This window comes from Neobacillus sp. PVCKKU3, from assembly GCF_058323225.1.
Map to the genome: position 1 here is coordinate 116275 of NZ_JBLVQN010000001.1, position 24744 is coordinate 141018.

Annotated in this window: 28 protein-coding genes; 23 read left to right on the plus strand and 5 right to left on the minus strand. The window is 42.1% G+C overall.

All coding sequences use genetic code 11. The features are described 5' to 3' along the window. Positions 1 to 17: 17 nt before the first annotated feature. The 3 genes from mnmA (at position 18) to recD2 (ending at position 4512) form a co-directional block, all read left to right on the plus strand. On the plus strand, positions 18 to 1136 hold the full coding sequence (mnmA, locus tag ACNQGS_RS00575) for a tRNA 2-thiouridine(34) synthase MnmA (protein ID WP_491485657.1): 1119 nt from the start codon (positions 18 to 20) through the stop codon (positions 1134 to 1136). 260 nt (positions 1137 to 1396) lie between these two features. Beyond that, positions 1397 to 2050 carry a tetratricopeptide repeat protein gene (locus tag ACNQGS_RS00580; RefSeq protein WP_491485658.1) on the plus strand — a complete coding sequence of 218 codons (654 nt, stop codon included), beginning with the start codon at positions 1397 to 1399 and terminating at the stop codon, positions 2048 to 2050. A gap of 35 nt (positions 2051 to 2085) precedes the next feature. Continuing rightward, complete coding sequence (recD2, locus tag ACNQGS_RS00585; RefSeq protein WP_491485659.1) at positions 2086 to 4512, plus strand: SF1B family DNA helicase RecD2; 2427 nt, start codon at positions 2086 to 2088, stop codon at positions 4510 to 4512. Positions 4513 to 4549: 37 nt separating this feature from the next. On the opposite strand, the gene ACNQGS_RS00590 is transcribed toward recD2, so the two are convergent. Further along, a complete protein-coding gene (locus tag ACNQGS_RS00590; RefSeq protein WP_491485660.1) occupies positions 4550 to 5242 on the minus strand; it encodes an N-acetylmuramoyl-L-alanine amidase in 693 nt (230 codons plus the stop codon). 147 nt (positions 5243 to 5389) lie between these two features. Here ACNQGS_RS00590 and ACNQGS_RS00595 point away from each other — a divergent pair, with 147 nt between their 5' ends. The 16 genes from ACNQGS_RS00595 to ACNQGS_RS00670 all read left to right on the plus strand — a co-directional run bounded on the left by ACNQGS_RS00595 (position 5390) and on the right by ACNQGS_RS00670 (position 19695). Then, positions 5390 to 5866 carry a PRC-barrel domain-containing protein gene (locus ACNQGS_RS00595; protein ID WP_213144763.1) on the plus strand — a complete coding sequence of 159 codons (477 nt, stop codon included), beginning with the start codon at positions 5390 to 5392 and terminating at the stop codon, positions 5864 to 5866. A gap of 12 nt (positions 5867 to 5878) precedes the next feature. After that, positions 5879 to 6070, plus strand: coding sequence for a YrzR-like zinc ribbon domain (locus ACNQGS_RS00600; RefSeq protein ID WP_213144764.1), 192 nt, complete (start codon positions 5879 to 5881; stop codon positions 6068 to 6070). Between the two features lie 22 nt (positions 6071 to 6092). Then, complete coding sequence (locus ACNQGS_RS00605) at positions 6093 to 6227, plus strand: YrzQ family protein (RefSeq protein WP_491485661.1); 135 nt, start codon at positions 6093 to 6095, stop codon at positions 6225 to 6227. Positions 6228 to 6320: 93 nt separating this feature from the next. Further along, entirely contained in the window at positions 6321 to 7400 is a 1080-nt protein-coding gene (locus ACNQGS_RS00610) for an AI-2E family transporter (protein WP_491485662.1), read from the plus strand. A gap of 332 nt (positions 7401 to 7732) precedes the next feature. Continuing rightward, a complete protein-coding gene (gene alaS / locus ACNQGS_RS00615; protein WP_491485663.1) occupies positions 7733 to 10372 on the plus strand; it encodes an alanine--tRNA ligase in 2640 nt (879 codons plus the stop codon). A gap of 55 nt (positions 10373 to 10427) precedes the next feature. Beyond that, the gene (locus ACNQGS_RS00620) at positions 10428 to 10694 is read left to right on the plus strand and encodes an IreB family regulatory phosphoprotein (RefSeq protein ID WP_066311816.1); all 267 of its coding nucleotides are present in this window, start codon (positions 10428 to 10430) and stop codon (positions 10692 to 10694) included. A 3-nt stretch (positions 10695 to 10697) separates the two neighbouring features. Beyond that, the gene (gene ruvX / locus ACNQGS_RS00625) at positions 10698 to 11114 is read left to right on the plus strand and encodes a Holliday junction resolvase RuvX (RefSeq protein ID WP_423799162.1); all 417 of its coding nucleotides are present in this window, start codon (positions 10698 to 10700) and stop codon (positions 11112 to 11114) included. A 12-nt stretch (positions 11115 to 11126) separates the two neighbouring features. Beyond that, on the plus strand, positions 11127 to 11429 hold the full coding sequence (locus ACNQGS_RS00630) for a DUF1292 domain-containing protein (protein ID WP_213120080.1): 303 nt from the start codon (positions 11127 to 11129) through the stop codon (positions 11427 to 11429). A gap of 181 nt (positions 11430 to 11610) precedes the next feature. Next, positions 11611 to 12735: an endolytic transglycosylase MltG gene (gene mltG, locus ACNQGS_RS00635; RefSeq protein WP_491485664.1), complete on the plus strand. Its 1125-nt coding sequence runs from the start codon at positions 11611 to 11613 to the stop codon at positions 12733 to 12735. Between the two features lie 232 nt (positions 12736 to 12967). Beyond that, positions 12968 to 13612 (plus strand): O-methyltransferase, encoded by a 645-nt coding sequence (locus ACNQGS_RS00640; protein WP_491485665.1) that lies wholly within the window; start codon positions 12968 to 12970, stop codon positions 13610 to 13612. Positions 13613 to 13614: 2 nt separating this feature from the next. Further along, positions 13615 to 14544: a peptidase U32 family protein gene (locus ACNQGS_RS00645; RefSeq protein ID WP_213144771.1), complete on the plus strand. Its 930-nt coding sequence runs from the start codon at positions 13615 to 13617 to the stop codon at positions 14542 to 14544. 24 nt (positions 14545 to 14568) lie between these two features. Next, positions 14569 to 15837, plus strand: coding sequence for a peptidase U32 family protein (locus tag ACNQGS_RS00650; RefSeq protein WP_491485666.1), 1269 nt, complete (start codon positions 14569 to 14571; stop codon positions 15835 to 15837). 1 nt (position 15838) lies between these two features. Then, entirely contained in the window at positions 15839 to 16474 is a 636-nt protein-coding gene (gene udk, locus ACNQGS_RS00655; RefSeq protein WP_213144773.1) for a uridine kinase, read from the plus strand. A gap of 166 nt (positions 16475 to 16640) precedes the next feature. After that, a complete protein-coding gene (gene greA / locus ACNQGS_RS00660) occupies positions 16641 to 17117 on the plus strand; it encodes a transcription elongation factor GreA (protein WP_423799157.1) in 477 nt (158 codons plus the stop codon). A gap of 66 nt (positions 17118 to 17183) precedes the next feature. Beyond that, positions 17184 to 18932: a peptidoglycan D,D-transpeptidase FtsI family protein gene (locus ACNQGS_RS00665; protein ID WP_491485810.1), complete on the plus strand. Its 1749-nt coding sequence runs from the start codon at positions 17184 to 17186 to the stop codon at positions 18930 to 18932. 94 nt (positions 18933 to 19026) lie between these two features. Continuing rightward, entirely contained in the window at positions 19027 to 19695 is a 669-nt protein-coding gene (locus ACNQGS_RS00670) for a YrrS family protein (RefSeq protein WP_491485667.1), read from the plus strand. Between the two features lie 30 nt (positions 19696 to 19725). Here ACNQGS_RS00670 and ACNQGS_RS00675 read toward each other — a convergent pair whose 3' ends face one another. Beyond that, the gene (locus ACNQGS_RS00675) at positions 19726 to 19929 is read right to left on the minus strand and encodes a YrzA family protein (RefSeq protein WP_491485668.1); all 204 of its coding nucleotides are present in this window, start codon (positions 19927 to 19929) and stop codon (positions 19726 to 19728) included. Positions 19930 to 20119: 190 nt separating this feature from the next. On the opposite strand from ACNQGS_RS00675, the gene mtnN reads away from it, so the two are divergent. After that, positions 20120 to 20812 carry a 5'-methylthioadenosine/S-adenosylhomocysteine nucleosidase gene (gene mtnN / locus ACNQGS_RS00680; RefSeq protein ID WP_491485669.1) on the plus strand — a complete coding sequence of 231 codons (693 nt, stop codon included), beginning with the start codon at positions 20120 to 20122 and terminating at the stop codon, positions 20810 to 20812. A 49-nt stretch (positions 20813 to 20861) separates the two neighbouring features. Here mtnN and ACNQGS_RS00685 read toward each other — a convergent pair whose 3' ends face one another. Continuing rightward, positions 20862 to 21122, minus strand: a complete 261-nt coding sequence (locus ACNQGS_RS00685; RefSeq protein ID WP_491485670.1) for a YrhC family protein — start codon at positions 21120 to 21122, stop codon at positions 20862 to 20864. 526 nt (positions 21123 to 21648) lie between these two features. On the opposite strand from ACNQGS_RS00685, the gene ACNQGS_RS00690 reads away from it, so the two are divergent. Genes ACNQGS_RS00690 through ACNQGS_RS00700 form a run of 3 tightly spaced genes read left to right on the plus strand, consistent with a single transcriptional unit; the run spans position 21649 to position 22147 of the window. After that, positions 21649 to 21789: a YrzI family small protein gene (locus ACNQGS_RS00690; RefSeq protein WP_213144779.1), complete on the plus strand. Its 141-nt coding sequence runs from the start codon at positions 21649 to 21651 to the stop codon at positions 21787 to 21789. A gap of 38 nt (positions 21790 to 21827) precedes the next feature. Then, on the plus strand, positions 21828 to 21968 hold the full coding sequence (locus ACNQGS_RS00695; RefSeq protein WP_491485671.1) for a YrzI family small protein: 141 nt from the start codon (positions 21828 to 21830) through the stop codon (positions 21966 to 21968). A gap of 38 nt (positions 21969 to 22006) precedes the next feature. Next, positions 22007 to 22147 carry a YrzI family small protein gene (locus ACNQGS_RS00700; protein WP_213144781.1) on the plus strand — a complete coding sequence of 47 codons (141 nt, stop codon included), beginning with the start codon at positions 22007 to 22009 and terminating at the stop codon, positions 22145 to 22147. Between the two features lie 431 nt (positions 22148 to 22578). On the opposite strand, the gene ACNQGS_RS00705 is transcribed toward ACNQGS_RS00700, so the two are convergent. Together ACNQGS_RS00705 and ACNQGS_RS00710 are read right to left on the minus strand one after the other, a co-directional pair. Beyond that, positions 22579 to 24381 (minus strand): M3 family oligoendopeptidase, encoded by a 1803-nt coding sequence (locus tag ACNQGS_RS00705; RefSeq protein ID WP_491485672.1) that lies wholly within the window; start codon positions 24379 to 24381, stop codon positions 22579 to 22581. Between the two features lie 122 nt (positions 24382 to 24503). Then, positions 24504 to 24671, minus strand: a complete 168-nt coding sequence (locus ACNQGS_RS00710; protein WP_491485673.1) for a hypothetical protein — start codon at positions 24669 to 24671, stop codon at positions 24504 to 24506. Positions 24672 to 24744: the final 73 nt, after the last annotated feature.

Below are 24744 nucleotides of genomic sequence, written 5' to 3' on the forward strand. Positions count from 1 at the left end.
GAGAGGTGAATTTTTAGATGGAAAGAAAAGACCCAAAAGATATCCGAGTTGTTGTCGGGATGTCCGGAGGTGTTGATTCATCAGTTGCGGCACTGTTGTTAAAGCAGCAGGGCTACGATGTAATCGGCATTTTTATGAAAAACTGGGATGACACCGACGAAAACGGTGTTTGTACAGCAACGGAGGATTATAATGATGTGATTCGTGTCTGTAACCAAATTGGCATTCCTTATTATGCGGTTAATTTTGAAAAGCAATATTGGGACAAGGTATTCACCTATTTCCTTGCTGAATATCGGGCCGGCCGGACACCTAATCCAGATGTCATGTGCAATAAGGAAATTAAGTTTAAAGCCTTTTTGGAGCATGCGATGAATTTAGGTGCCGACTATCTCGCGACAGGTCACTATGCCCGCGTTGAATATCGCGACGGTGAATATAAAATGCTGCGAGGCCTTGATGAAAATAAGGATCAAACCTATTTTCTAAATCAATTGTCGCAAGAGCAAATCAGCAAAGTCATGTTTCCAATCGGAAATCTTGAAAAAGCGAAGGTGCGGGAAATTGCGAAGGAAGCAGGTCTTGCTACGGCGGCGAAAAAGGACTCGACCGGAATTTGTTTTATTGGAGAACGGAATTTTAAGGAGTTTTTAGGTCAATACCTGCCTGCTCAGCCCGGCAACATGGAAACGTTTGACGGCGAAGTCAAAGGCAAACATGAAGGTCTGATGTATCATACCATTGGTCAGCGTCATGGGCTCGGCATTGGTGGATCGGGTGAACCTTGGTTTGCCATTGGCAAGGACTTAAAACGAAATGTTTTATATGTTGGCCAAGGTTTCCATAATGAAAAGCTCTATTCCGATTCGATTATTGCGACGGATGTTAGCTGGGTTTCTGACCGAGAAAAGCCTGTGGAATTTAGTTGTACTGCGAAATTCCGTTACCGCCAGGAAGACCACAAGGTTAAAGTTCGTCGATTAGATGGTGGTAAGGTTGAAGTTATTTTTGCAGAACCGATTCGTGCTGTCACACCTGGACAAGCCGCTGTTTTTTATGACGGTGACGAGTGTCTTGGCGGTGGAACGATTGATGAAGTTTATAAAAATGGTGAACGTTTGACATATGTTGGCTAAGTTTAAGGACCCTGATTCCAGTTTTGGAGTCGGGGTTTTTTGGTGCAAGAAAATAGGTTTGGCGAATAACTGCTGGAATTCGGCGGATAATCCTACAGTGGTGGCGGATAACCGGCCAGTTTTGGCGGATAATCTCTTCAAATTGGCGGATACCTTGCCAAATTGGGCGGATATCTCAAATCACCTGCCTGCACCCCTTTTACAACCTCAACTTTTAATCAAAATATGGTATACTTCCATGTAGAACGGAGTTGAAAAACATGGACAAAAACCAATTAGGTGTTCAATATATGCAAGAAGGCAACTGGGAAATGGCTGTGAAGGTTTTCAATGAGGCTATCCAGGAAAATCCTGCTGACCCAGTCGGCTATATTAATTTTGGCAACGTCCTCAGCGTTGTCGGTGAGGCTGAAAAAGCGCTAAAATTTTTCCAAAAGGCGATTGAACTTGACGAAAATGCTGGTGCAGCCTATTACAGCGCAGGTAATCTATATTTCAGCAATGACCGTTTCCAAGAAGCCAAGAACATGTTTGAAATGGCGATGAGAAAAGGACTGGAAACTAGCGACAACTATTTTATGCTTGGGCTTTCATTAGTCAATCTTGACCAGAGCAAATTTGCCCTGCCCTACTTCCAAAGAAGTGTCGAATTTAATGAAAATGATGCCGAGGCACACTTCCAATACGGATTATGCTTGGCAAACCTGGAACTGATTAGCGAAGCCATCAGCCAATTTAAGAAATGCGTTGAACTCGATCCAAACCATTCAGATGCTTACTATAACCTGGGCGTTTCCTACGCATTCCAAGAGCAAGGCCAGCAAGCGCTGGAGATGTTCGACAAAGCGTTAGAAATCCAGCCGGACCATCTATTGGCCGGAAATGCGAAAAAAATATTAGAAATGAATCAGTAATCCATTAATTTTTTACGAGGAAGGAGGGAGCAGATATGGTGAAAAAGCAGGAATCGCTTGATTTGTTCAGTGAGCAGGGCAAATTTATTAAAGGCCGTCCGATAGTGACCATCTTTCACAATGAGCAAAACCTTTATACCGTGATTCGAATCCGGGTAGATGAGACCAATCATCAGTATGATGACAAAGAAGCCGTCGTCACTGGCTATTTTCCTAGAGTACATGAGCAGGAAACGTATATTTTTTACGGGGAATTTAAAGAGCATCCACGCTTTGGTACACAATTTCATGTCAACCATTTTCGCAAGGATATGCCCCAATCGAAGCAAGGGGTTATTACTTACTTATCCGGCGAAATGTTCAAAGGAATCGGTAAAAAAACGGCGGAAAATATCGTCGAAACCCTGGGTGAGGATGCGATTTCGAAAATTCTCAATCAGCCTTCCCTCCTTGATACCGTACCAAAGCTCCCTCCGGATAAAGCAAAGCAGCTTTATGACACGTTAATGGAGCATCAAGGCCTCGAGCAGGTGATGGTCGCGTTAAACCAGTATGGTTTCGGCCCGCAGCTGTCGATGCGGATTTATCAAACTTATAAAGAAAATACACTCGAGATTATTCAAAAAAACCCTTACCAGCTGGTTGAGGATGTCGAGGGAATTGGTTTTGGCCGGGCTGATGAGCTAGGTTACCAGCTTGGCATATCAGGCAGCCATCCTGACCGAATTAAGGCAGGCTGCCTCTATACATTAGAAAATGAATGTATGCAGACAGGGCATGTCTACATGCAAGCCGAAGCACTGCTTGAACAAGTAAAAGCTCTTCTAGAAGAGAACCAGCGTGACGTCATTGATTTTCTGGCTATCTCAAACGAAATTATCGGGCTTGAAAAAGAAGGTAAAATTATTGGCGAAGAGAAACGAGTTTACTTGCCTTCCTTATACTTTGCGGAAAAAGGACTCGTTACCAGCATTAAACGAATCCTGCAGCAAACAGAATATCAGGATCAATTCCCGGAATCGGAATTCTTGCTGGCATTAGGTGATTTAGAAGAACGGCTTGGGGTCCAGTATGCGCCAACGCAAAGGGAAGCCATCCAAACAGCGTTAATGTCACCAATGCTAATCTTAACAGGCGGGCCCGGAACAGGGAAAACGACCGTGATCAAGGGGATTGTCGAGCTTTATGGAGAGCTCCACGGCTGCTCCTTGGAAATAAAGGATTATCAAAAAAAGGACGAACCATTTCCGTTTCTGCTTGCGGCACCTACCGGGAGAGCAGCGAAACGGATGAGTGAATCGACTGGATTGCCTGCTGTCACCATACATCGTCTGCTCGGCTTCAACGGGACGGAAGGCTTTGATCGTGATGACGGGAGCCCGCTTGAAGGAAAAATTCTCATTGTCGATGAAACTTCAATGCTCGATATTTGGCTCGCGAATCAGCTCTTCAAAGCGTTGCCGGAAAACATTCAAGTCATCATGGTTGGTGACGAAGACCAGCTGCCGTCTGTCGGCCCAGGTCAGGTTTTAAAGGATTTACTAAGATCGGAGAGAATCCCGACAGTACGGTTAACGGATATCTACCGCCAGGCGGAAGGCTCCTCTATTATTGAACTGGCGCATGAAATCAAAAAGGGACATTTGCCGGCTGACATAACCCAAAAACAAGCCGACCGTTCCTTTATAAGATGTACTACCGCACAAATTGCAGAAGTAATCGAAAAGGTCGCATTAAATGCTAAAAATAAGGGTTATACGGCAAAGGATATTCAGGTCCTAGCCCCAATGTACCGGGGTCCAGCCGGGATTGACCGATTAAATTTGCTCCTGCAGGAAATCTTTAACCCAAACCCGGATGGCAAAAGAAAGGAAATCCAATTTGGCGATGTTAAGTACCGGATTGGCGACAAAGTTCTTCAGCTAGTCAACCAGCCTGAGAATAATGTGTTTAATGGCGATATCGGGGAAATCATCTCCATCATCTATGCAAAGGAAAATACCGAAAAACAGGATATGATTTATATTTCCTTTGAAGGTAATGAAGTGGAGTATACAAAGCAGGATTTGACGCAAATTACCCATGCCTATTGCTGCTCGGTCCATAAATCACAGGGAAGTGAATTTCCGATTGTCATTCTTCCTGTAACTAGAAGCTATTACAGAATGCTGCAAAGGAATTTAATTTATACGGCGATAACAAGAAGTAAACAATCCTTGATATTATGCGGAGAGGTCGATGCACTGCAAATGGGGGTTGCGCGAGCGGATGAAATGTCAAGACTGACCACACTTTGTGAAAAACTTCAGGAAACCATTGCCATTGCTGATAAAACAGCCGAGCCTCAAAAGGACCAAGAACAGAGCAAATTGTCTCTTGAGGAAGAATTAATGGCCGTCAATCCAATGATTGGGATGGAAAATATAACGCCATATGATTTCATGGAGAAAACTGGCAGCTAAATGAAAAAGGACCCCGGAGGATGGGTCCTTTTTTCATTCATTTACTTGATAGTTCCTGTATTTTTCGAGACACAAGCGGGTAAAAATTATTGATGGCGTCGGTAGTCGAGTTCCCCCCGAAAAAACCTGTTCCCGGGCAGGTTTTTACATTGTATTCCGGACCTCTGTCTAGAACTCGCTCACCCGTTTTTACATTCCACCAATGATGATAGGTAATACTGTCGATGGAGGGAGTCAATCCGAATCTTAAGGAAAGTGCAGCCGTGATGTAAACAATCGTTTCTTTTTGCTCAGCTGTCATTACATCATGGCCGATATCGAAGTTACCGACATTTTCAATCATGATTCCGGTTGTGTTAGCGATCGGGCCAATCGAGCCTTCCGGAGCAATGTCAAACGGCCTGGACACTGCAATCTTTCCATCGGGAAACGTTGTTAAGTTTTGCGCGATATTCTTCCAGCCTCTTTGCTTCACATGGAAATTTTCCATGCTCTCGAGCATTTTAAAATGATTATTCCCATAAAACTGCTTGTAGGACGGAAGCCAGGTATGATGCTGCTGGATGAGGTTTATATTTCTGGTAAATTTATTTTGAAATAACCAATCCTTAAATTCCTCTCTAGTCATCAAAATATATTGTCCATGTGTAGCCGCCCCAAGCGCACGGGAAGGGAAAATAGTAATCATCATGATAAAAATGACACTAAAAAAGATTAGATTTTTTTTCATTGTTTCGACCTCTGCTTAACCTCTTTTCTACATTGTTTGTTAAACAACCTTTCTTATTCCAAACAGCTCTTTATGGAAAACGTTTCACCTTATGATTTGACGAAAAATAACGGAAACTAAGATTGTTCGAAGGAGGTGGGATACTCTTTGCGAACATTTTCCTTATTGAAGGGGCAGCCGGTTTTTGAAACGAAAAGAGGAACGAAAATCGGCGAGGTTTGCGATCTTTGCATTTCAAAAAACGGAACCGTTAAAGGCCTATTGATTAAAAAAGGCGTTTTCTTCAAACAATCCTGTTTCTTGGACATTCAGAAGGTTTCTTCCTTTGGCTGGGATGGGGTCATGATTGAGGATGCTGGCAGCTTAGAAAAGCTGAAAGAAACCCCTGAGTTTACATTGAACCATCAGCATTCACTTGAGGGGATGATGATGCTTTCCAATAGCGGCCAGTCGCTCGGATTGTTAAAAGATGTATACTTTCAGGAAGAAGTGGGAACAATCGTAGGGTACGAAATCACGGATGGCTTCTTTTCAGATATCACTGATGGGAAACAGGTAATTCAGTCCGAGAAACCCTTAACGGTTGGAAAAGATGCCATTATCGTTGACGTTAATCAAACGTGAGGTGTCTTTTCCATGCTTAAGTGTCCCAATTGTGCGAGCAAAGATATCGGAAAAATCGGTATCAATCAATACTATTGCTGGAACTGTTTTATTGAATTGTCAGTTGCTAAAGGAATTATCAATACCCATCAAGTCGAGGAAGACGGAACCTTAAGTTCATTGGACGATTTGTTTGAAGAAGAATTACGTCGTTACACACTCTAAATCCAAATAAGAGGTGAAACGTATGAACAAAATGATGACGACCATGGTTGCTTTTGGTGCCGGGATGGCTGCTTATAATTTGGCGCAAAGAAATAAATTGATGTCAGGCCGGCAAATGAAAAGAATGCAGAGAAAAGTAAAACGAGCGATATTTTAAATGGTTAGGTCCCCCTCACATGCAGAGGGGGATTTTTTATGAATATTTATTTACCGAGTCTCCAAAAATAACCACTAAAGGAGGGCGCGGGCATTGGATATTCGTATGAAATGGTATTACCGAATCGGTTTTTCTCTCCTTTTATTAATTGTCATTTACGTATTTCTAAAAATACGTTTTGTCTGGTTGCCGGTTGTAAACGTGGCCATCATTATTGCACTTCCGTTTGTCATTTCTGGATTTATCACCTATTTGCTGCATCCGATAGTTGAAAAACTGCATGAAAAAGGACTTCATCGTGGCATTGCCATTCTGCTCATTTATGTCATATTTTTTGGTGGACTTGGGTTTACCCTTTATAAGGGGATTCCAGCAGTCATAGATCAAATAAAAGACCTTTCGGAAAGTGCACCTGTTTTCGCTGAGCAGTATCGAGATTGGATTCGTACACTCCAATCCCATACAAGAGAATGGCCTGACGGACTGCAAACGAGAATCAATGACGGCATTGATGCCTTTGAGAAAAGACTTGATTCTCTTTTATCTATTATTGTTGGCTATTTAGGTCAATTGTTAAATTCAGCAGCACTTTTGCTGATTATCCCTTTTATCACCTTCTATATGCTGAAGGATTTTGCCCTAATTAAACGAAGTGTTTGGTATATGACACCTAAAAAATGGCGGAAAAGAGGAACCCTGTTTCTAAAGGATGTCGACGATTCACTTGGCAGATACATTAGGGGCCAGCTGCTTGTTTGTGTCATTATCGGAACAGTCTCGTCTCTTCTTTTCTGGTTGTTTGATTTAAAGTATCCCTTATTGTTAGGAATGATTGTAGGAGCGACAAATGTCATCCCCTATTTTGGCCCCATTATCGGTGCTGTTCCAGCGGTAATTGTGGCAGCAACGATCTCGGTGAAATTGGTTATTATCACGCTGATTATTGTATTTGGATTGCAGTTTCTCGAAGGTAATATCCTATCGCCCTATATTGTGGGTAAAAGCCTTCATATGCATCCCTTAGTCATCATGGCGGCACTGACAGCAGGCGGCGAGATTGGCGGGATCTTAGGGTTGATTTTAGCGGTTCCGGTGGTTGCGATTCTGAAGGTTGGCATCATTCATGCAAAAAATCACTTTATCGCTGCCCGAAGTAATGAAACATCGCCATAGGTATTTGACAAACTAAGTCAGTACTAGCTATAATTCGTCATAGATAATATTGGTTAAAATGAAGAAGGAACAAGTATGTTATAGACCATCTGTAACGCATCATGCGCTGAAGAGAGGGGCCCCCTTGGCTGAAAGGGGTTCTGGATGAAGGATAACAGAACGCTAATCCGGAGTGCAGCTAACCACTGCCGTAAGACCTGCGTTAAAGGTTTTTGAGAGATGGGTGCAGTTTTTGTATCCATAATCAGGGTGGTACCGCGAGATATGCTCTCGTCCCTGTTTTGGGATGAGGGCTTTTTTGTGTGCTTTTTTAAATAAAGGAGGTATAAAATATGAAAAATTTAACTGGATCGCAAATTCGCTCGATGTTTTTACAGTTTTTTAATGAGGAAAAAGGTCACCATGTTGAGCCAAGCGCATCTCTAGTTCCCCATGATGATCCGTCATTGTTGTGGATTAACAGCGGTGTCGCAACCTTAAAAAAATATTTTGATGGCCGTGTCGTGCCTGAAAATCCAAGAATCACAAATGCTCAAAAGTCGATTCGGACTAATGATATTGAAAACGTCGGCAAAACCGCCCGTCACCATACTTTCTTTGAAATGCTTGGGAACTTCTCTATCGGTGAGTATTTCAAGAAGGAAGCCATTGAGTGGGCTTGGGAGTTTTTAACGGACGAAAAATGGATTGGTTTTGAAAAAGAACTTCTTTCTGTGACGATTCATCCTGAAGATCATGAAGCCTATGAAATTTGGCATAACACGATCGGCATTCCGGAGGAGCGGATTATCCGTCTTGAAGGGAACTTCTGGGATATCGGGGAAGGCCCAAGTGGTCCAAATACGGAAATTTTCTATGACCGCGGACCTGAGTATGGCAATGACATTAACGATCCAGAATTGTATCCTGGCGGGGAAAACGAACGCTACTTAGAGGTTTGGAACCTTGTGTTCTCTCAATTTAACCATAATCCTGACGGTACATATACACCGCTGCCAAAGAAAAACATTGATACCGGTATGGGACTAGAGCGGATGGCATCAGTCGTGCAAAATGTTCCGACCAACTTTGACACAGACCTGTTTATGCCGATTATTCGGGCGACTGAAGAAATCTCCGGCGTAAAATATGGTGTCGAGAAGGGGCAGGATGAAGCTTTCAAAGTGATTGCTGACCATATCCGAACCGTAGCCTTTGCGATTGGTGACGGAGCGCTGCCATCAAATGAAGGCCGAGGCTATGTGCTAAGACGCTTGCTCCGCCGTGCTGTCCGGTACGCTAAGCAAATCAACATCAATCGTCCATTTATGTATGAGCTTGTTTCGGTTGTGGGTGAAATCATGCATGATTTCTATCCGGAAGTAAAGGATAAGGCTGAATTCATTCAGAAAGTCATCAAAACGGAAGAAGAACGCTTCCATGAAACCCTTCATGAAGGCTTAGCGATTTTAGCAAGCGTTATTAAGAAGGAAAAGGAAAAAGGCAGCGATATCATCTCTGGTGAAGATGTTTTCCGTCTTTATGATACGTATGGTTTCCCAGTTGAATTGACTGAAGAATATGCCGAAGAAGAAGGCATGAAGGTTGACCACGATGGCTTTGAGGCAGAAATGGAAGTCCAGCGGGAACGTGCCCGTGCGGCCCGTCACGAGGAAAATTCGATGCAGGTTCAAGGCGGCGTATTAAGAGATATTACCGTTGAAAGTAAATTTGTTGGGTATAATGAACTGACCACAAACTCCACAGTTTTAGCGATTATTAAAAATGGCGAACTGGTGGATGAGGCTTCAAGCGGTGAAGAAGTTCAGCTTATTCTTGATGTTACTCCGTTCTATGCGGAAAGTGGTGGACAGATTGCTGACCGCGGTGTCATTCAAGGCGATGGGACAATGGTTTCAGTTAAAGACGTTCAAAAAGCGCCAAACGGCCAGAACCTTCATAAAGTTACAGTGCAAAGCGGAACAATAAAGACAAACCAGCAGTTAACTTCCCAAGTGGATCCGGAAAACCGTGTGAAAATCATTAAGAACCATACAGCTACCCACTTATTGCATCGTGCGTTAAAGGATGTATTAGGGGAGCATGTGAATCAGGCAGGGTCACTTGTAGAACCGGACCGTCTACGCTTTGACTTCTCGCATTTTGGTCAAATTAAACCAGAAGAACTGGAGCAAATCGAAAAGATTGTCAACGAAAAAATCTGGAGCAGCATCGAAGTGGATATTAGCCAGAAGCCAATTGCTGAAGCAAAAGCAATGGGAGCAATGGCCCTGTTCGGTGAAAAATACGGCGACATTGTTCGCGTCGTCAAGGTTGGCGACTACAGTCTGGAGCTGTGCGGTGGCTGCCACGTTCCAAATACCTCTGTTATCGGCGTGTTTAAAATCGTCTCTGAGGGTGGAATTGGTGCCGGAACAAGGCGCATTGAGGCTGTTACCGGCGAATCAGCATACAAAGCTTTAAATGAGCAGGTTGGCATGTTAAAGGATGCTGCGGAGAAATTGAAGGTTATTCCAAAAGAAGTGGGGCATCGAATTGATGGTTTACTGGCTGAAATCAAACACCTTCAAAGAGAAAATGAATCGCTCTCTGCTAAGCTTGGCAATATCGAGGCAGGAAATCTGGTCAACAAAGCAAAAGAAATCAATGGAGTTACTGTCTTAGCCGCAAAAGTTCAAGCGCAGGATATGAACAACTTGCGAAACATGGCTGACGATCTGAAACAAAAGCTCGGTTCTGCAGTGATTGTATTGGGAAGCGCCCAAGATGGCAAGGTGAATTTAATTGCAGCCGTTACAAAGGATTTAATTGAACAAGGTTACCATGCCGGCAAGTTAATTAAAGAAGTGTCTGCCAAGTGCGGCGGCGGCGGCGGCGGCCGCCCGGATATGGCTCAGGCAGGCGGCAAGGACCCTGAAAAACTGGATTCAGCGCTATCCTTTGTCGAAGAATGGGTAAAATCTGTTTTGTAATAAGGACAAAGTAGTGTAAAATGTAGGTAACAATTCCAATTCGAGGTGCACGTTCATGAGCTCATTTGATAAAACAATGAGATTTAATTTTCCTGAAGAGCCATTTGAACATGATGTCAATGATGTTCTTTTTCAAGTGTATGAGGCATTAAAGGAAAAAGGGTATAACCCTATTAATCAAATTGTCGGTTACCTATTATCTGGAGACCCAGCCTACATTCCGCGTCATCGCGATGCCCGCAATATCATCCGTAAGCTGGAACGGGATGAAATCATTGAAGAACTGGTAAAATCATATTTAAAACAGCAGCGAGAGGGTTAATCAATGCGTTTAATGGGTTTAGATGTAGGTTCAAAGACAGTTGGAATCGCCTTAAGTGATGAACTTGGGTGGACAGCGCAAGGCCTGAAAACACTCAAAATTGATGAAGAAAAAAAACAGTTCGGTTTTGAGGAAATTGGCCAATTAATCAACGAAAATCAAATTAATACTGTAGTTGTAGGCTTTCCAAAGAATATGAACGGTACAATCGGACCGCGCGGAGAGGCAAGTCAGTATTATGCGGAAGAACTGGAACGCCGGTTTGCCGTTCAAACCGTTTTATGGGACGAGCGGCTGACCACTATGGCAGCAGAACGAATCCTGCTTGAAGCAGATGTCAGCAGGAAAAAGCGGAAGAAAGTCATAGATAAAATGGCGGCCGCCATGATTCTTCAAGGCTATTTGGATAGTAAAAAATAATGAGGTGAAAAAATGGCGCACGAACACCATTATGATGATGAACAATATATTACCCTGATCAATGAAAACGGTGACGAGGAGTTATTTGAAATTCTGTTTACCTTTGAATCTGATGAATTCGAAAAGTCATACGTTTTATGTTATCCGGTTGGTGAGGCAGAGGATGATGAGGAAGTCGTTGTCCACGCTTATTCCTACATCCCTACTGAGGAAGGCGAAATTGGAGAATTATCACCTGTCACAACCGATGAAGAATGGGACATCATCGAAGAAGTATACAATACCTTCATCCAAGATGAAGAAGAAGAAGAATAACAATCAGGAGGAATCAGCTGACAAAGCTGGTTCCTTTATTTTTTTTAGTGTCAAATTTCCGTCGACAAATTAAATGTAAAATTGACATTTTTCCTACCTTATGCTGAAATTATTACGACATGGTTCAAGTTTATTAAAGAATAAATAAAGCACCCGAGCTAACAGGGAGGGGGGAAATTAGATGACAGAAGACAAGAAACATGTAATTCGGCAAAAAATGCTCGAACATCAGAGTGAAGCGCGAATCGTCAGAAGAATTGTGTTAATTATTACGATTATATTGGCGGTCACCATTGTCCTCATTGGCGGCGGGGGATACCTCTATATACAATCAGCACTAAAACCCGTAGATTCTAGCAGCAAAGTGCAGAAAAATGTGGAAATTCCGATTGGCTCCTCAGTAACTGGGATAGGTGAAAGGCTTGAGCAAAACGGGATCATTAAGGATGCCAAGGTGTTCAAATATTATGTAAAGCTCAAAAATGAAGGCGGCTTTATGGCGGGGGACTATCAATTAAGTCCTTCCATGGATGTTCCTGAAATTGTCAGCCGCTTGAAAACAGGCAAGGTCCTTGCCAAGGCATCGTTTAAAATTGCAATACCAGAAGGAAAACAGCTGAAGGAAATTACGGCCATTATGGCGAAGGCAACAAATCAGGATGAAGCCCAGGTACTTGCCAAATTGAATGATAAAGAATTTATAAAAACATTAATGGCAAAATACCCTGATATTCTAACGAATGAAATCTTGAACCCTTCAATCATGTACCCGCTAGAGGGGTATTTATATCCAGCCACCTATCCATTCTTTAAACCGAATCCATCTGTTGAGGAAATGGTTACAGCCATGCTTGATAAAACAAGAGAAGTTCTAGCTGACTACACAGATGAGGCGAAAGATAAAAAGCTGTCCGTTCATCAGCTCCTTACAATGGCATCCTTGGTCGAGGAAGAGGCGACGGAGAAAGCTGACCGAAAAAAGATTTCCAGCGTCTTTTATAATCGGATGGAAAAGGGGATGCCGCTGCAGACGGACCCAACCGTTCTATATGCCCAAGGTAAGCATAAGGAAAGAGTGGTCTATAAGGATTTAGAAGTGAATTCTCCTTACAATACGTATAAAAATCCCGGACTTCCACCAGGCCCGATTGCTAATGCAGGAAAATCATCCATCGAAGCTGCGTTAGAACCGGAACAAACGGACTATTATTATTTCCTGGCAACGGCGGACGGCACAGTTATTTTCACTAAAACGCTAGAAGAACACAATCAGGAAAAAGCCAAGCATATTTCCAGTAAAAAATAGTACGTCTCCCGAGGGAATTATTCGCATTCCCTCTTTTTTTATGGTAGAATACTAAAGTGTTTCATAAGGTATCTATAGCGTCACTCACAGGTTATTTTGGCGGTTTACTGCCAGTGTCAATGGTCCGAATGAATATCACTCGGTTCGTTGTTTTTCTGTGAACGCTATTTTTTATGTCTAAAGAGCTATATTTTGGCAACAATGCAGTTTAAAAGGATTGAGGTGAAGCAGCTTGTTAAATGAAAAGCTGCATTCTTATATAGAAGGTCTAATTCCGGAGCGTCATTCTTTGTTAATGGAAATGGAGAGTTATGCCAACGAGTATCATGTTCCAATCATGGAGCTGGCCGGAATGGAAGCGATGCTTCAAATGCTAAGAATCCATGGTGCCAAAAATATCCTTGAAGTGGGCACCGCCATTGGCTACTCTGCATTGAGAATGGCTTTTGCACTTCCGGATTCGAATATTATCACGATTGAGCGGGATGAAGAACGCATTCAATTAGCAAAAGAATTTATTGCTAGGTCCGATTACCATGAAAATATTTTTCTCATCGAAGGAGATGCGCTGGATGTTGAAGAGCGTGTAAGAGGCCATGCTCCCTACGATGCTATTTTTATTGATGCGGCTAAGGGGCAATATCAAAAATTCTTTGAAATTTACTCAAAATATTTAAAAGCAGACGGATTGATTATTACGGATAATGTCCTGTTTAAAGGACTTGTTGCAGAATCGGATATAGAATCTAAAAGGACGCGGAACCTTGTCAAAAAAATAGACGAATTTAACCGCTGGTTAATGAATCATAAGGATTTTGATACGGTTATTCTCCCAGTCGGTGATGGGGTCGCAATCAGTAAACGAAGAGGTGAATGAAAATGAAAAAGACAGAACTATTGGTAACTCCCATTTCTGTTGATGACATTTTGCCATTGGCAGAGGCAGGGGCTGATGCCTTTGTTGTTGGGGAGCAGCGGTACGGCTTGAGACTTGCAGGGGAATTTACCCGAAGTGACGTGCAAAAAGCTATTGAACTAGCTCACTCAAAAGGAAAAAAAGTATATGTGGCTATGAATGCCATTTTTCATAATGATAAACTTCCAGAGCTGAACGATTATATTCGCTTTGTATCTGATGCAAAGGCTGATGCTATTATATTTGGCGATCCGGCTGTATTAATGGCTGCAAAAGAAACAGCTCCGGAAATGAAGCTTCATTGGAGCACCGAGACAACTGGTACCAACTGGTATACCTGTAACTATTGGGGCAGAAAAGGAGCGAAAAGAGCAGTCCTTGCCCGCGAAATTAACATGGATTCAATCGTGGAAATAAAAGAACAAGCAGAGGTTGAAATTGAAGTTCTCGTTCATGGAATGAGCTGCATGTTTCAATCGAAGCGTTCGCTCTTAGGCAACTATTTTGAGTACCAAGGCAAAGTCATGGAAATCGAAAACCGCAAACAGCAAAAGAATATGTTCCTCCACGATAATGAACGCGAGAACAAATACCCGATTTTTGAAGATGAAAATGGAACTCATATTATGAGCCCAAATGATATCTGCATTATCGATGAGCTACAGGATATGCTTGAGGCCGGAGTTGATTCGTTTAAAATTGATGGAATCTTAAAGAGTCCGGAATATATTTTAGCTGTTACAAAATTATACCGCGAAGCCATTGACCTTTATTTTGAAGACTCGGACAATTATGAAGACAAAAAGGACGAGCTGTTAGAGGCGATTGAACAAATCCAGCCGGCTAACCGCCCATTAGATACAGGATTCTATTTTAAAGAGACAGTTTACTAATTAAGAAAGGGAGGAGTTCAAATCATGAGTACTGTAAAAGATAAGATTTCAGAGATTATTGATGGAAAACGCGTCATTGTCAAAAAGCCGGAACTCCTAGCTCCTGCAGGCAATCTTGAAAAATTAAAAATTGCTGTTCATTATGGTGCTGATGCCGTATTTATCGGCGGACAGGAATACGGACTGCGCTCCAATGCCGACAATTTCTCTCAAGAAGAAATCAAAGAAGGCGTAGAGTTTGCGAAAAAGTACGGGGCTAAAATTTATGTAACCACTAATATTTATGCTCATAATGAAAATATTCCCGGTCTGGAAGAATATATTCTAGGACTAAAAGACGCGGGAATTGCGGGAATTATCGTGGCAGACCCGCTGATTATTGAAACCTGCCGCAGGCTTGCACCTGAAATTGAAGTTCATTTAAGCACACAGCAATCTCTTTCTAACTGGAAAGCCATTCAATTCTGGCAGGAAGAGGGGCTTGAGCGTGTCGTATTGGCCCGGGAAACAAGTGCGGAAGAAATCCGTGAAATGAAGGAGAAGGTGGATATTGAAATTGAGACCTTCATCCATGGAGCGATGTGTATCGCATATTCCGGCCGTTGTACGCTCTCTAATCACATGACAGCCCGTGATTCTAACCGTGGCGGCTGCTGTCAATCATGCCGCTGGGATTATGACTTGTATCAGTTAGAGGGCATGGATGAAAATGCCTTATTTGCTGAGGGTGATTCTCCGTTCGCGATGAGTCCGAAGGATTTAAACCTTATTCAGTCCATTCCGAAAATGATTGAGCTGGGCATCGACAGCTTGAAAATTGAAGGACGGATGAAGTCCATTCACTATATTGCCACTGTCGTAAGTGTCTACCGAAAAGTGATTGATGCGTACTGTGCGGATCCTGATAATTTTGTGATTAAGAAGGAATGGCTTAAAGAGCTTGATAAATGTGCCAACCGTGAAACGGCTACGGCCTTTTTCGAGGGTGTTCCCGGGTATAAAGAGCAAATGTTTGGTAATCATAGCAAAAAGACTAGTTTTGAATTTGTCGGTCTTGTCTTGGATTATGACAATGAAACGCAAATGGTTACCCTGCAGCAGCGTAATTACTTCAAACCTGGTGATGAAGTTGAATTCTTTGGACCGGAAATTGAGAACTTTACCCATGTAATCGATAAGGTTTGGGATGAAAAAGGAAATGAATTGGATGCGGCAAGACATCCGCTTCAAATTGTACGATTTAAAATGGACAAACCGGTTTATCCTAACAACATGATGCGAAAGGAGAACTAGCATGATGCATAGGCCGGTTGTGATCGGTGTTGCCGGAGGGTCAGGCTCCGGTAAAACGAGTGTGTCAAAAGCGATATATGAAAGCTTTAAGGGTCACTCGATTTTAATGCTTGAACAGGATTATTATTATAAAGACCAAAGCCATCTGCCGTTTGAGGAGCGGTTAAAAACGAATTATGATCATCCGCTTGCCTTTGATACGGATTTACTTATCGAGCATATCGAACAGCTCTTGAGGTATGAGCCGATTGAAAAGCCGGTATATGATTATTCCATTCATACACGCTCTGACCAGGTGATTGATGTAGAGCCGAAGGATGTTATCATCTTAGAGGGAATTTTGGTTCTTGAGGACGAGCGGCTCCGTGATTTAATGGATATTAAATTATTCGTTGATACCGATGCGGATATTCGTATTATCCGCCGCCTCCAGCGCGATATTCAGGAACGCGGGCGTACACTTGATTCGGTTATAGACCAATATGTCAATGTTGTCCGCCCGATGCATAACCAATTTATTGAGCCGACCAAGCGTTATGCAGATATCATTATTCCTGAAGGCGGGCATAATCATGTGGCGATTGATTTAATGGTCACAAAAATTCAAACAATTCTTGAACAAAAGTCATTTTTATGAAACAATAGCAAGTGATAATCCTAAAAATGTCCACAAAATGGATGAATATTAGCTGCGCGCCCTATAATAGGACGCGCTGCTATCAATTTTTTGCCAATTGGCATAATGCTTACATATCATACATACACAATCTATGGGGGTTGTGAGACCAGAAGGAGTGAGGGTTTTGGCTGCAGAAAAAGTTTTTCCAATGACTCAGGCAGGAAAAGAAAAATTAGAACAGGAACTTGAATATTTAAAAACGGTTAAGCGTAAAGAGGTAGTAGAAAGAATTAAAATCGCCAGAAGTTTTGGGGATTTATCTGAAAACTCCGAGTACGATTCTGCTAAAGAAGAGCAAGCTTTTGTTGAAGGCAGAATCACTACGTTAGAAAATATGATCCGCAATGCCAAGATTATCAGTGAAGGTGAATTGGCAGGGGATACTGTGTCTCTAGGCAGCTCAGTAACATTTGTTGAGCTTCCGGACGGCGATGAAGAAACCTATACCATCGTCGGCAGTGCAGAGGCAGATCCGTTCGAAGGGAAAATTTCCAACGACTCTCCAATTGCCAAGAGCTTAATGGGCAAAAAGGTAGGGGACCAAGTATCTGTCCAAACCCCTGGCGGCGAGATGAGTGTCCGCATTGTTAGTATAAAATAAGGAAAAATCAGCATGAATAGTTTGAAAACGCTAAACCTCGTCAAAACTTTTGACGAGGTGTTTTTTATGTGGAGAAGAAGAGCAAAAGGCTGGCTTATAATTTGTATCGTTTGCTTTATGCTTTTAATGGGGCGTCTTATGCAAATTCAATTGTTTGAGACGGAAACCTTTTCCAAGCATAATGTGAATTTGCTTGAAGACAGCGTCCAGCAGAGGACACAGGAACTGGTGATTGATAATGGGAGGGGGAACTTTCTGGACCGAAACGGCACGATGCTGACACATAAAAAAGTCAGTGTACTTGTCTTATTCCCATTCTTAAAAAAGTTGGACTGGGATATTAAAAAGGTGTCCGACATCTCAGGCATATCGGAAATTGCTCTGAAAAATGCGGTGGACTCAGCGAAAAAGCCATTTGCCTATGGTGACCCGGCCCCAATTGAATTGACACCTTCACAGATGGAAAGAATCAATGCGTTAAACATACCTGGCGTATTTGCGATAGAGAAGAAATTTGAACGGGCCAATGTGCCGGCAGAACAATTGCTGGGACTGACAGGAGAAAATGCTGCTGAATTACAAAAGCGCTATCCTAATAAAGAGCTGTCCGAGAAAACCTTAATAGGTGTTTCTGGGCTTGAGGAAAGCTTTGATGAATTCCTGCTTCCTGAAGGAAAATCGAAGCTTGTCTACCACGTAGACGGGGGAGGGGCGCCTTTATTTGGCATAAACGTAAAATATGTTGACCCGGCTAATCCATTTTATCCCGTCAATGTTCGGACAACCATTGATAAAACAATTCAGCAAAAAGCTGAGGAGCTGGTTGATAAGTATCAAATTAAAAAAGGTGGACTGGTTCTGCTGAACATCGAGGATAACAGTTTACTGGCTATGGTTTCAAGGCCTGACGTCAATAAGAAGGATCCTTACAGCGGGACAGGCATTACTAATAGAATGCTGAAACAGCAAATCATGGGTTCTGTTTTTAAAACAGTTGTTGCGGCGGCCGCAATTGACCATAATCTTGATGATCCAAACAGACTGTTTGACTGCAGTAAAAAAATCAATGGCAAACCGGAATTAAAATATGATTACGGCATGTTAAATTTTACGGACAGTTTTGCCAGAAGCTGTAATCGCACCTTTGGTGAACTGGCGAAGGAGCTGCAAAAGATCGACCCGAATCTATTGGAAGAGTACGCAGAAAAATTGTCTTTAACTGGTTCTGTCGGCTGGCAGGGAGACGTTTATCATACCAGCGATTTCAAACAGTTTGATAATGAGGACAAGGGCAGGGTCTTTTTGTCCGATGAGGCAAGAAAGGACCCGAACTTTGCCGCGATGTCCGGAATTGGCCAGAATGAGGTCCGGGCAACTCCGCTGGCTGTTGCCAATATGATGGCGAGCATCGCAAGGGGCGGCAAGAAAGAATCGGTCCGCGCTGTTTCAAAGATAGAGTATAAGAACGGAACTACGATGGTGAATTTCCCTGAAAAGCCGCTTAAAGGAGATTCCATTTCCCCATATACGGCGATGAAACTGCAAAAATTGCTGAGAGAGGTCGTATTGAACCCGAATGGAACAGGCCGCTGGTTTAAGGAACTTCCATATGAGGTGGCCGGAAAATCTGGTACAGCTGAAACGGGTAAATATGAGGATGGCAAGCAGCTGCATAATAAGTGGTTTGCAGGCTATTTTCCCTATCAGAATCCTAAATATGCATTAGTAACGGTTAATTTGGATGTGACTGAAAATGAAGGTGGGGTTAATTTATTATTTGCCGACATGGTGAAAATGCTGTCCGAGCAGGATTAACGGCTTAATTCAGTGCTAAATCAAGGAAATTCCTTCAAGTTCTTTTGAAATCATGTTAAAATATTCACAGCCTTTTTCTTAGGAGGGATTATTTTTGAATAATGATTTCAAGCAAAATTCACGGTCTACTTACCGTGCCAAAAGAAAAAAAACGAATATTGTTTTAAATAGTTTAATTATCATTGTCCTGGCCTTAATAATTTTGGTAGCTTATAATATTTTTGCATCCGGAAGTGACGAGAAAGCTGTGACTAAACAGGAAACGCCGAAACAAGAACAAAAACAGGCGGCACCTAAAGAGAAAAATGCTGAAGAGACCAAGAAAAAGGAAAAGCTTTCAGAAGATAAAGCAGCCAAAGAGGAAGATGAAAAACAAAGCGAGGAAGCCACAGCACCAGAAAAAGCTGATGATTCACAGGCCATTGTTACTGATGGAGGGACTTCACCTAATGTGGTAAAAACCATCGAAAATCCAGCTTGGAAGCCAGTAGGTACAACGCAAACAGGGGAACATACAGCTGTGTACGATCAATCTTCAGTTGATTGGCAGGAAATGCTACAGGCCGTCTCCTATGCAACTGGGCTGGATTCTGGCAATATGACTGTTTACTGGCTCGGCCGGGATAAAACCACTGCTAATGCATCCTTTGCTACAGTTGCATCCAAGGATAAACAGCAGAAATATAATGTATATATCAAGTGGGTTGATGGCGAAGGCTGGATGCCGACAAGGGTCGAAGAATTAGCGGAAATCCAGCAATAGTGAGCAGGATGGGCCATAACTGGTTCCATCCTATCTCTTTTTAAAATGGACCACTGCCGAAAAGTAGGTTTGTCCTTTTTCATTCACATGGACTTGATGGGAAACGGAGTGGACCCCCAGCAGGATTCCTTTGTTGACCTCGATTTGGTTCGCGATTTTCTTTTCCAGCGTTTTTAAATCTCCGGCTTCAAAAAACTCCACTTTATCTTCAATAAAATCAAGTTGAAAATTCATCTATACAACCTCCTTCCATGCATAATTCTAATGAAATATTTATTCTAAATCAATGATTTGATAGAAAGCTGTCAGCAAAAAAGGTACAATGATGTTTGCGGATACGATGTATCAATTTGAAGAAAAATAATAAAACAATCGTTTAAGCGAAAAATAAAGCAAAAGCTTTTAGGAGAGAGGTTTATACATTATGAAAATTGCGATTATTGGTGCAATGGAAGAGGAAGTAACCTTACTAAGAGACCATATTGAAGGACAAACAAAAGAAGAAGTAGCTGGCTGTGAATTTACCTTTGGGAAAATGCACGGCAAGGATGTCATCCTGTTACGTTCAGGAATTGGTAAGGTAAATGCCGCCATGTCTACAACCATTCTATTGGATAAATATAAGCCAGATTGCATCATCAACACTGGTTCTGCTGGAGGTTTAAATCCAGACCTGAATGTGGGAGATGCAGTCATTTCAACAGAAGTGCGCCACCATGACGTTGATGTAACGGCTTTTGATTATGAATATGGTCAGGTACCCCAGCTGCCGGCAGCTTTCTTGGCTGATGAAAAGTTAATGTCGATTGCCGAAGCAGCAGCAGGGGAGTTGGAAAATTTCCAGATTGTCAGAGGTTTAATTGCAACAGGCGATTCCTTTATGGAGGACCCTAAAAAAGTGGAATTTATCCGCGGGAAATTTAAAGATCTACAGGCAGTGGAAATGGAAGCAGCGGCGATTGCGCAGGTCGCCTTTCGGTTTGGTGTTCCATTTGTAATTATTCGTTCCCTTTCGGATATTGCCGGAAAAGAGTCAGAAATTTCCTTTGATCAGTTTATCGATAAAGCAGCCACAAATTCGGCAACCTTAGTTATGAAAATGGTTAAGGCTTTATAAGGTCCAGTCCATGATTAACAAAAAAGCGCCTCCTTTACAGCAGAGGCGCTTATTTCTTCGAGTAATAATCCTGTCCATCCTCTATCTCTAGCAATTTCATTTCGCATTGCTTGGAAAAAGTAAAGAAAAGTATCGATGCCGCCAAGAAGGACATAGAGGATAGAATGCATATATTTAAATCCATATCCGTTTTTGTATCGGACGGAATAATGACGCCAATAAAGAAAAAGATCCCCACAGCCAATAAAACAGTTCCGAACCGCTTAAAATCAACCATCTTCTCATAAAGACTCCGCGTTTTCTGCTTCACAGCTGATTCACCCCTTCTTTTAAAAATCTACTAAACCACTTTACCATACACAATTCCGATAAACAGTAAGTAAATTCTTGAAAAGATGCCTAACATTTAATATCATGGGGCTTTTAACTATTTTTGCAAAAAAATTCTAAAAAATGGTTTACAAATTACCTGTATGTGGATATAATTACCGTAGCAAGTAAAAAATTCCAAAAAGGAGGTCGAAGGTAATGTTATTAGCGATTAATGTAACGAGTTGTGTCCCAAAAGCAATGGCTGAAACTGAATATTTGAATATCATGCATTCGACCAGATTGGAATGGATTGCTTAGTGTGTTAATTTACATCTACATATCCATGCCGCAGGGAGAATGACGCCTTGCGGTATTTTTGTGCCCATTTTTTCGGGGAAAGGCCGCAAGGAACTATCTTCTTGCGGCCTTTTTGTGCCCTTTTTACTAGCACTTTGGATATGTTCTGCATAATCTGAAAATGTTGTTGGACTAACAGAAATAACTTTATAAGGAGGTGATCAAACATGACACTGAATATTTTATTCTTCACCATCACAATTCGAAAAAGAAAAGTAACATTGCAGGAAGCCGCTCAGCAGGAAATGGTTGAAAAGCTTTACGAGCAAAATAGGGATCGCCAGATTTCTATGCATAATTTCATGTAATGAAGAATTTTAGGCCGCAGAAAGGAAGATGAATGAAAATGACTTTAAATCTATTCTTTGTAACTGTTACATTCAAAAAAAGAGAAATTAGTCTAGAAGAGGCTGTCCAGCAGGAGATAGTTGAACGGTTATATGAGCAGAACAAGGACCGTCAGATTTCTATGCACCAGCTAATGTAAGGAAATTTAAAGGGTTTAAACTAAAGGAAGTGATAATCATGACCCTGAATATATTGTTTTTAACGATTACGATTTCAAAAAGAAAAGAAAGCCTTGATGAAGCTCTTAATCAAGAAAGGATTAACAAGCTTTACGAAGAAAACAAAGACCGGCAAATATCAATGTACCGTGTAATGTAAGTGGAAACAAAATTTAAATAATGAAAGGTGGTTTTTATAATGATTTATTTAATGCAGGGAAGAGGAGCTTATTTCTGGGATTTGAAAGATACCACTTAGCCAAGGGAATTTCGGATAGGGAGGTAGTCGGTATGCCGCTTCATATTTTGCTTTTGTCGCTTATTTTTAAGTCTAATAAAAAGGAATCATAATTTCATTTTTAGGATTGAAGTTTGTTAACATAATGTTCACATTTCCTTAAGTTAGATACTGTGAATATATGATAAATTGAAGGTAAGAAAGCAGTATCCATTAAGGGGTGGGGAAGATGTTCATGGTGGCAATAGCCTTCGTTATTACGGGCGCAATTGGCTGTGTAATCTCTGCTGAGATCAGTGTTGTTGAATAACAAAAAAGCATCGGCCAATTGGCCGATGCTTTTATCATGCTAATTATTTTCCTTCAGTCAGCTCCAAGAATTCATCGATGTCATTCAAACAGATACCTACAGCTTTTTCCCAGAAATCCTTTTCTGTCAGGTTTACCTGAAGATGTTTCGCCGCAAGGTCTTCCACTGTCATGGATGCTGTATCACGCAGCAAGGAGATGTATTTTTCTTCGTAGCCTTTCCCTTCCGCTAGTGCCTGGGCGTAGATCCCTAATGAGAAAAGATATCCAAATGTATAAGGGAAGTTATAGAAAGGAACACCTGTAATAAAGAAATGCAGCTTTGATGCCCAGAATAATGGATGATACTCCTCAAGGGCGTCACAGTACGCTTCCCTTTGTGCCTCTAACATTACCTCATTTAACCGCTCAACAGAAATAGGTCCCTGCTTTCTTTCTTCGTAAAAACGGGTTTCAAACAGGAAGCGGGCATGGATGTTCATCAACAGGGCAACGGTTCTTTGAATCTTATCATCAAGGAGAACCAGCTTTTCATCCTCATTTTTCGCACTCTTAACAGAAGCGTCGGCCACAATCATCTCAGCAAACGTGGAGGCAGTTTCGGCCACGTTCATCGCATATAGACGGTTGATATGCGGGACGCCTCTCATTGCGTACGTATGGAAGCCGTGTCCTAGCTCATGGGCTAATGTGGAGACATTTGACGGCGTACCCGAGTATGTCATGAAAATGCGGGATTGTTCGCTCTCTGGCAGATAGGTACAGAATCCGCCCGGTGCTTTGCCTGGCCGGTCTGCTGCTTCAATCCACTGCTCCTCAAACGCCATTTTGGCAAATGCTGAAAGCTTTTCGCCGAATTTTGCAAAGTTTTCTTCAATAAATTGGGCGCCTTCCTGATAAGAAAGTTTGGCTTCCGTTGTGCCGTATGGGGCATCAAGGTCATACCAGCTTAACTTTTCAAGGCCAAGGAGCTGTGCCTTCCGCTCTAAATATTTCACGAGTTTTTCCTTGTTTTCTGTGATGACCGCCCACATGGTGTCAAGCGTCTCTTTTTTCATTCGGTTGATGCTAAGGGGTTCTTTTAACACCTCATCCCAGCCCCGTTTTTTGTATACATTTAAACGGAATCCTGAGAGATGATTTAAGGTTTTTGCCAAGAAGTCTGCCTGATCGCCCCATGCCTTCTCCCAGTTTTCAAAAACAGCTTGTCGGATTTCTCTGTCTGGGTTGGAGAATTTATTGAAAGCCTGACCGACAGATAGCTGTTTTTCCTCACCATTTTCGTCGGTATATTGAACTTTGATTTTGCTGACGATTAAGTCATATAATTGCCCCCAGCTGTGATAGCCGTCGACACCAAGAGCGTTAATGAGTGCTTCCTCTTCTTTTGAAAGCTTCTCTTTAGCCCGATCACGCCATTCCGATAAAATAAAGCCAAGTTCCTTTAAAGAAGCTAAAGATATGATGTTATCCCATACTTTATCGTCTATTGATATCAGCAGATTGTGAAAAGCTCCAAGCGCTGTTTGGAAGGCTGCACTTAATCCGGTAACCTGTGCATCAAGTGCGTACGCCTTTTTATCCTCGGTATTTTGTGCCAGCAGGCATCCGATAAATGCACCTGCCTGATGGAGTTTTTTTCCAGTTTTCTCAAAATCATGAAGCACCTCTTGCAGGAATGCACTGTCCTGGGCAGAGTTCCTTGGTGTCCAGTTATTTATTTTTGTATGGAAAAGGTTAATCAATTCTTCGGTTTGCTTCAGGTGATTCTCCAATTCCGGGGAATCGCTTCCTCCTTTAAAAAACACATCAAGATTCCAAATATCTGAATATGTAACCGCTGCCATAATGGGACCTCCTTTTTTATATGTACGTTCTTAATTATATTGTTATTTTTCAAAAAATTCCATCGAAATGGCAAGACGGTAATAGAAAAAGCTTATGCCAAAACGCATAAGCTACAAAGAGTTTAATAATAAAAACAGCTAAACCACCACCAGGCGAAGAAGATTAACAGCAGTATAAAAAGGACAATCACAACTGCAAACCAAATCCAGCCGCGCCGTGCGCAAGGGGCTGAATATGCAGCATAGGGAGCCCCGAAGCCGGTGGGGGCGTATGGGTAACCAAAAGCCATCTAACACACCCCTTTTCCTGTTTTTAATAGTCTATGTGGTTGTATGCCTTAATGAATAGGCACCTGCTGAAAG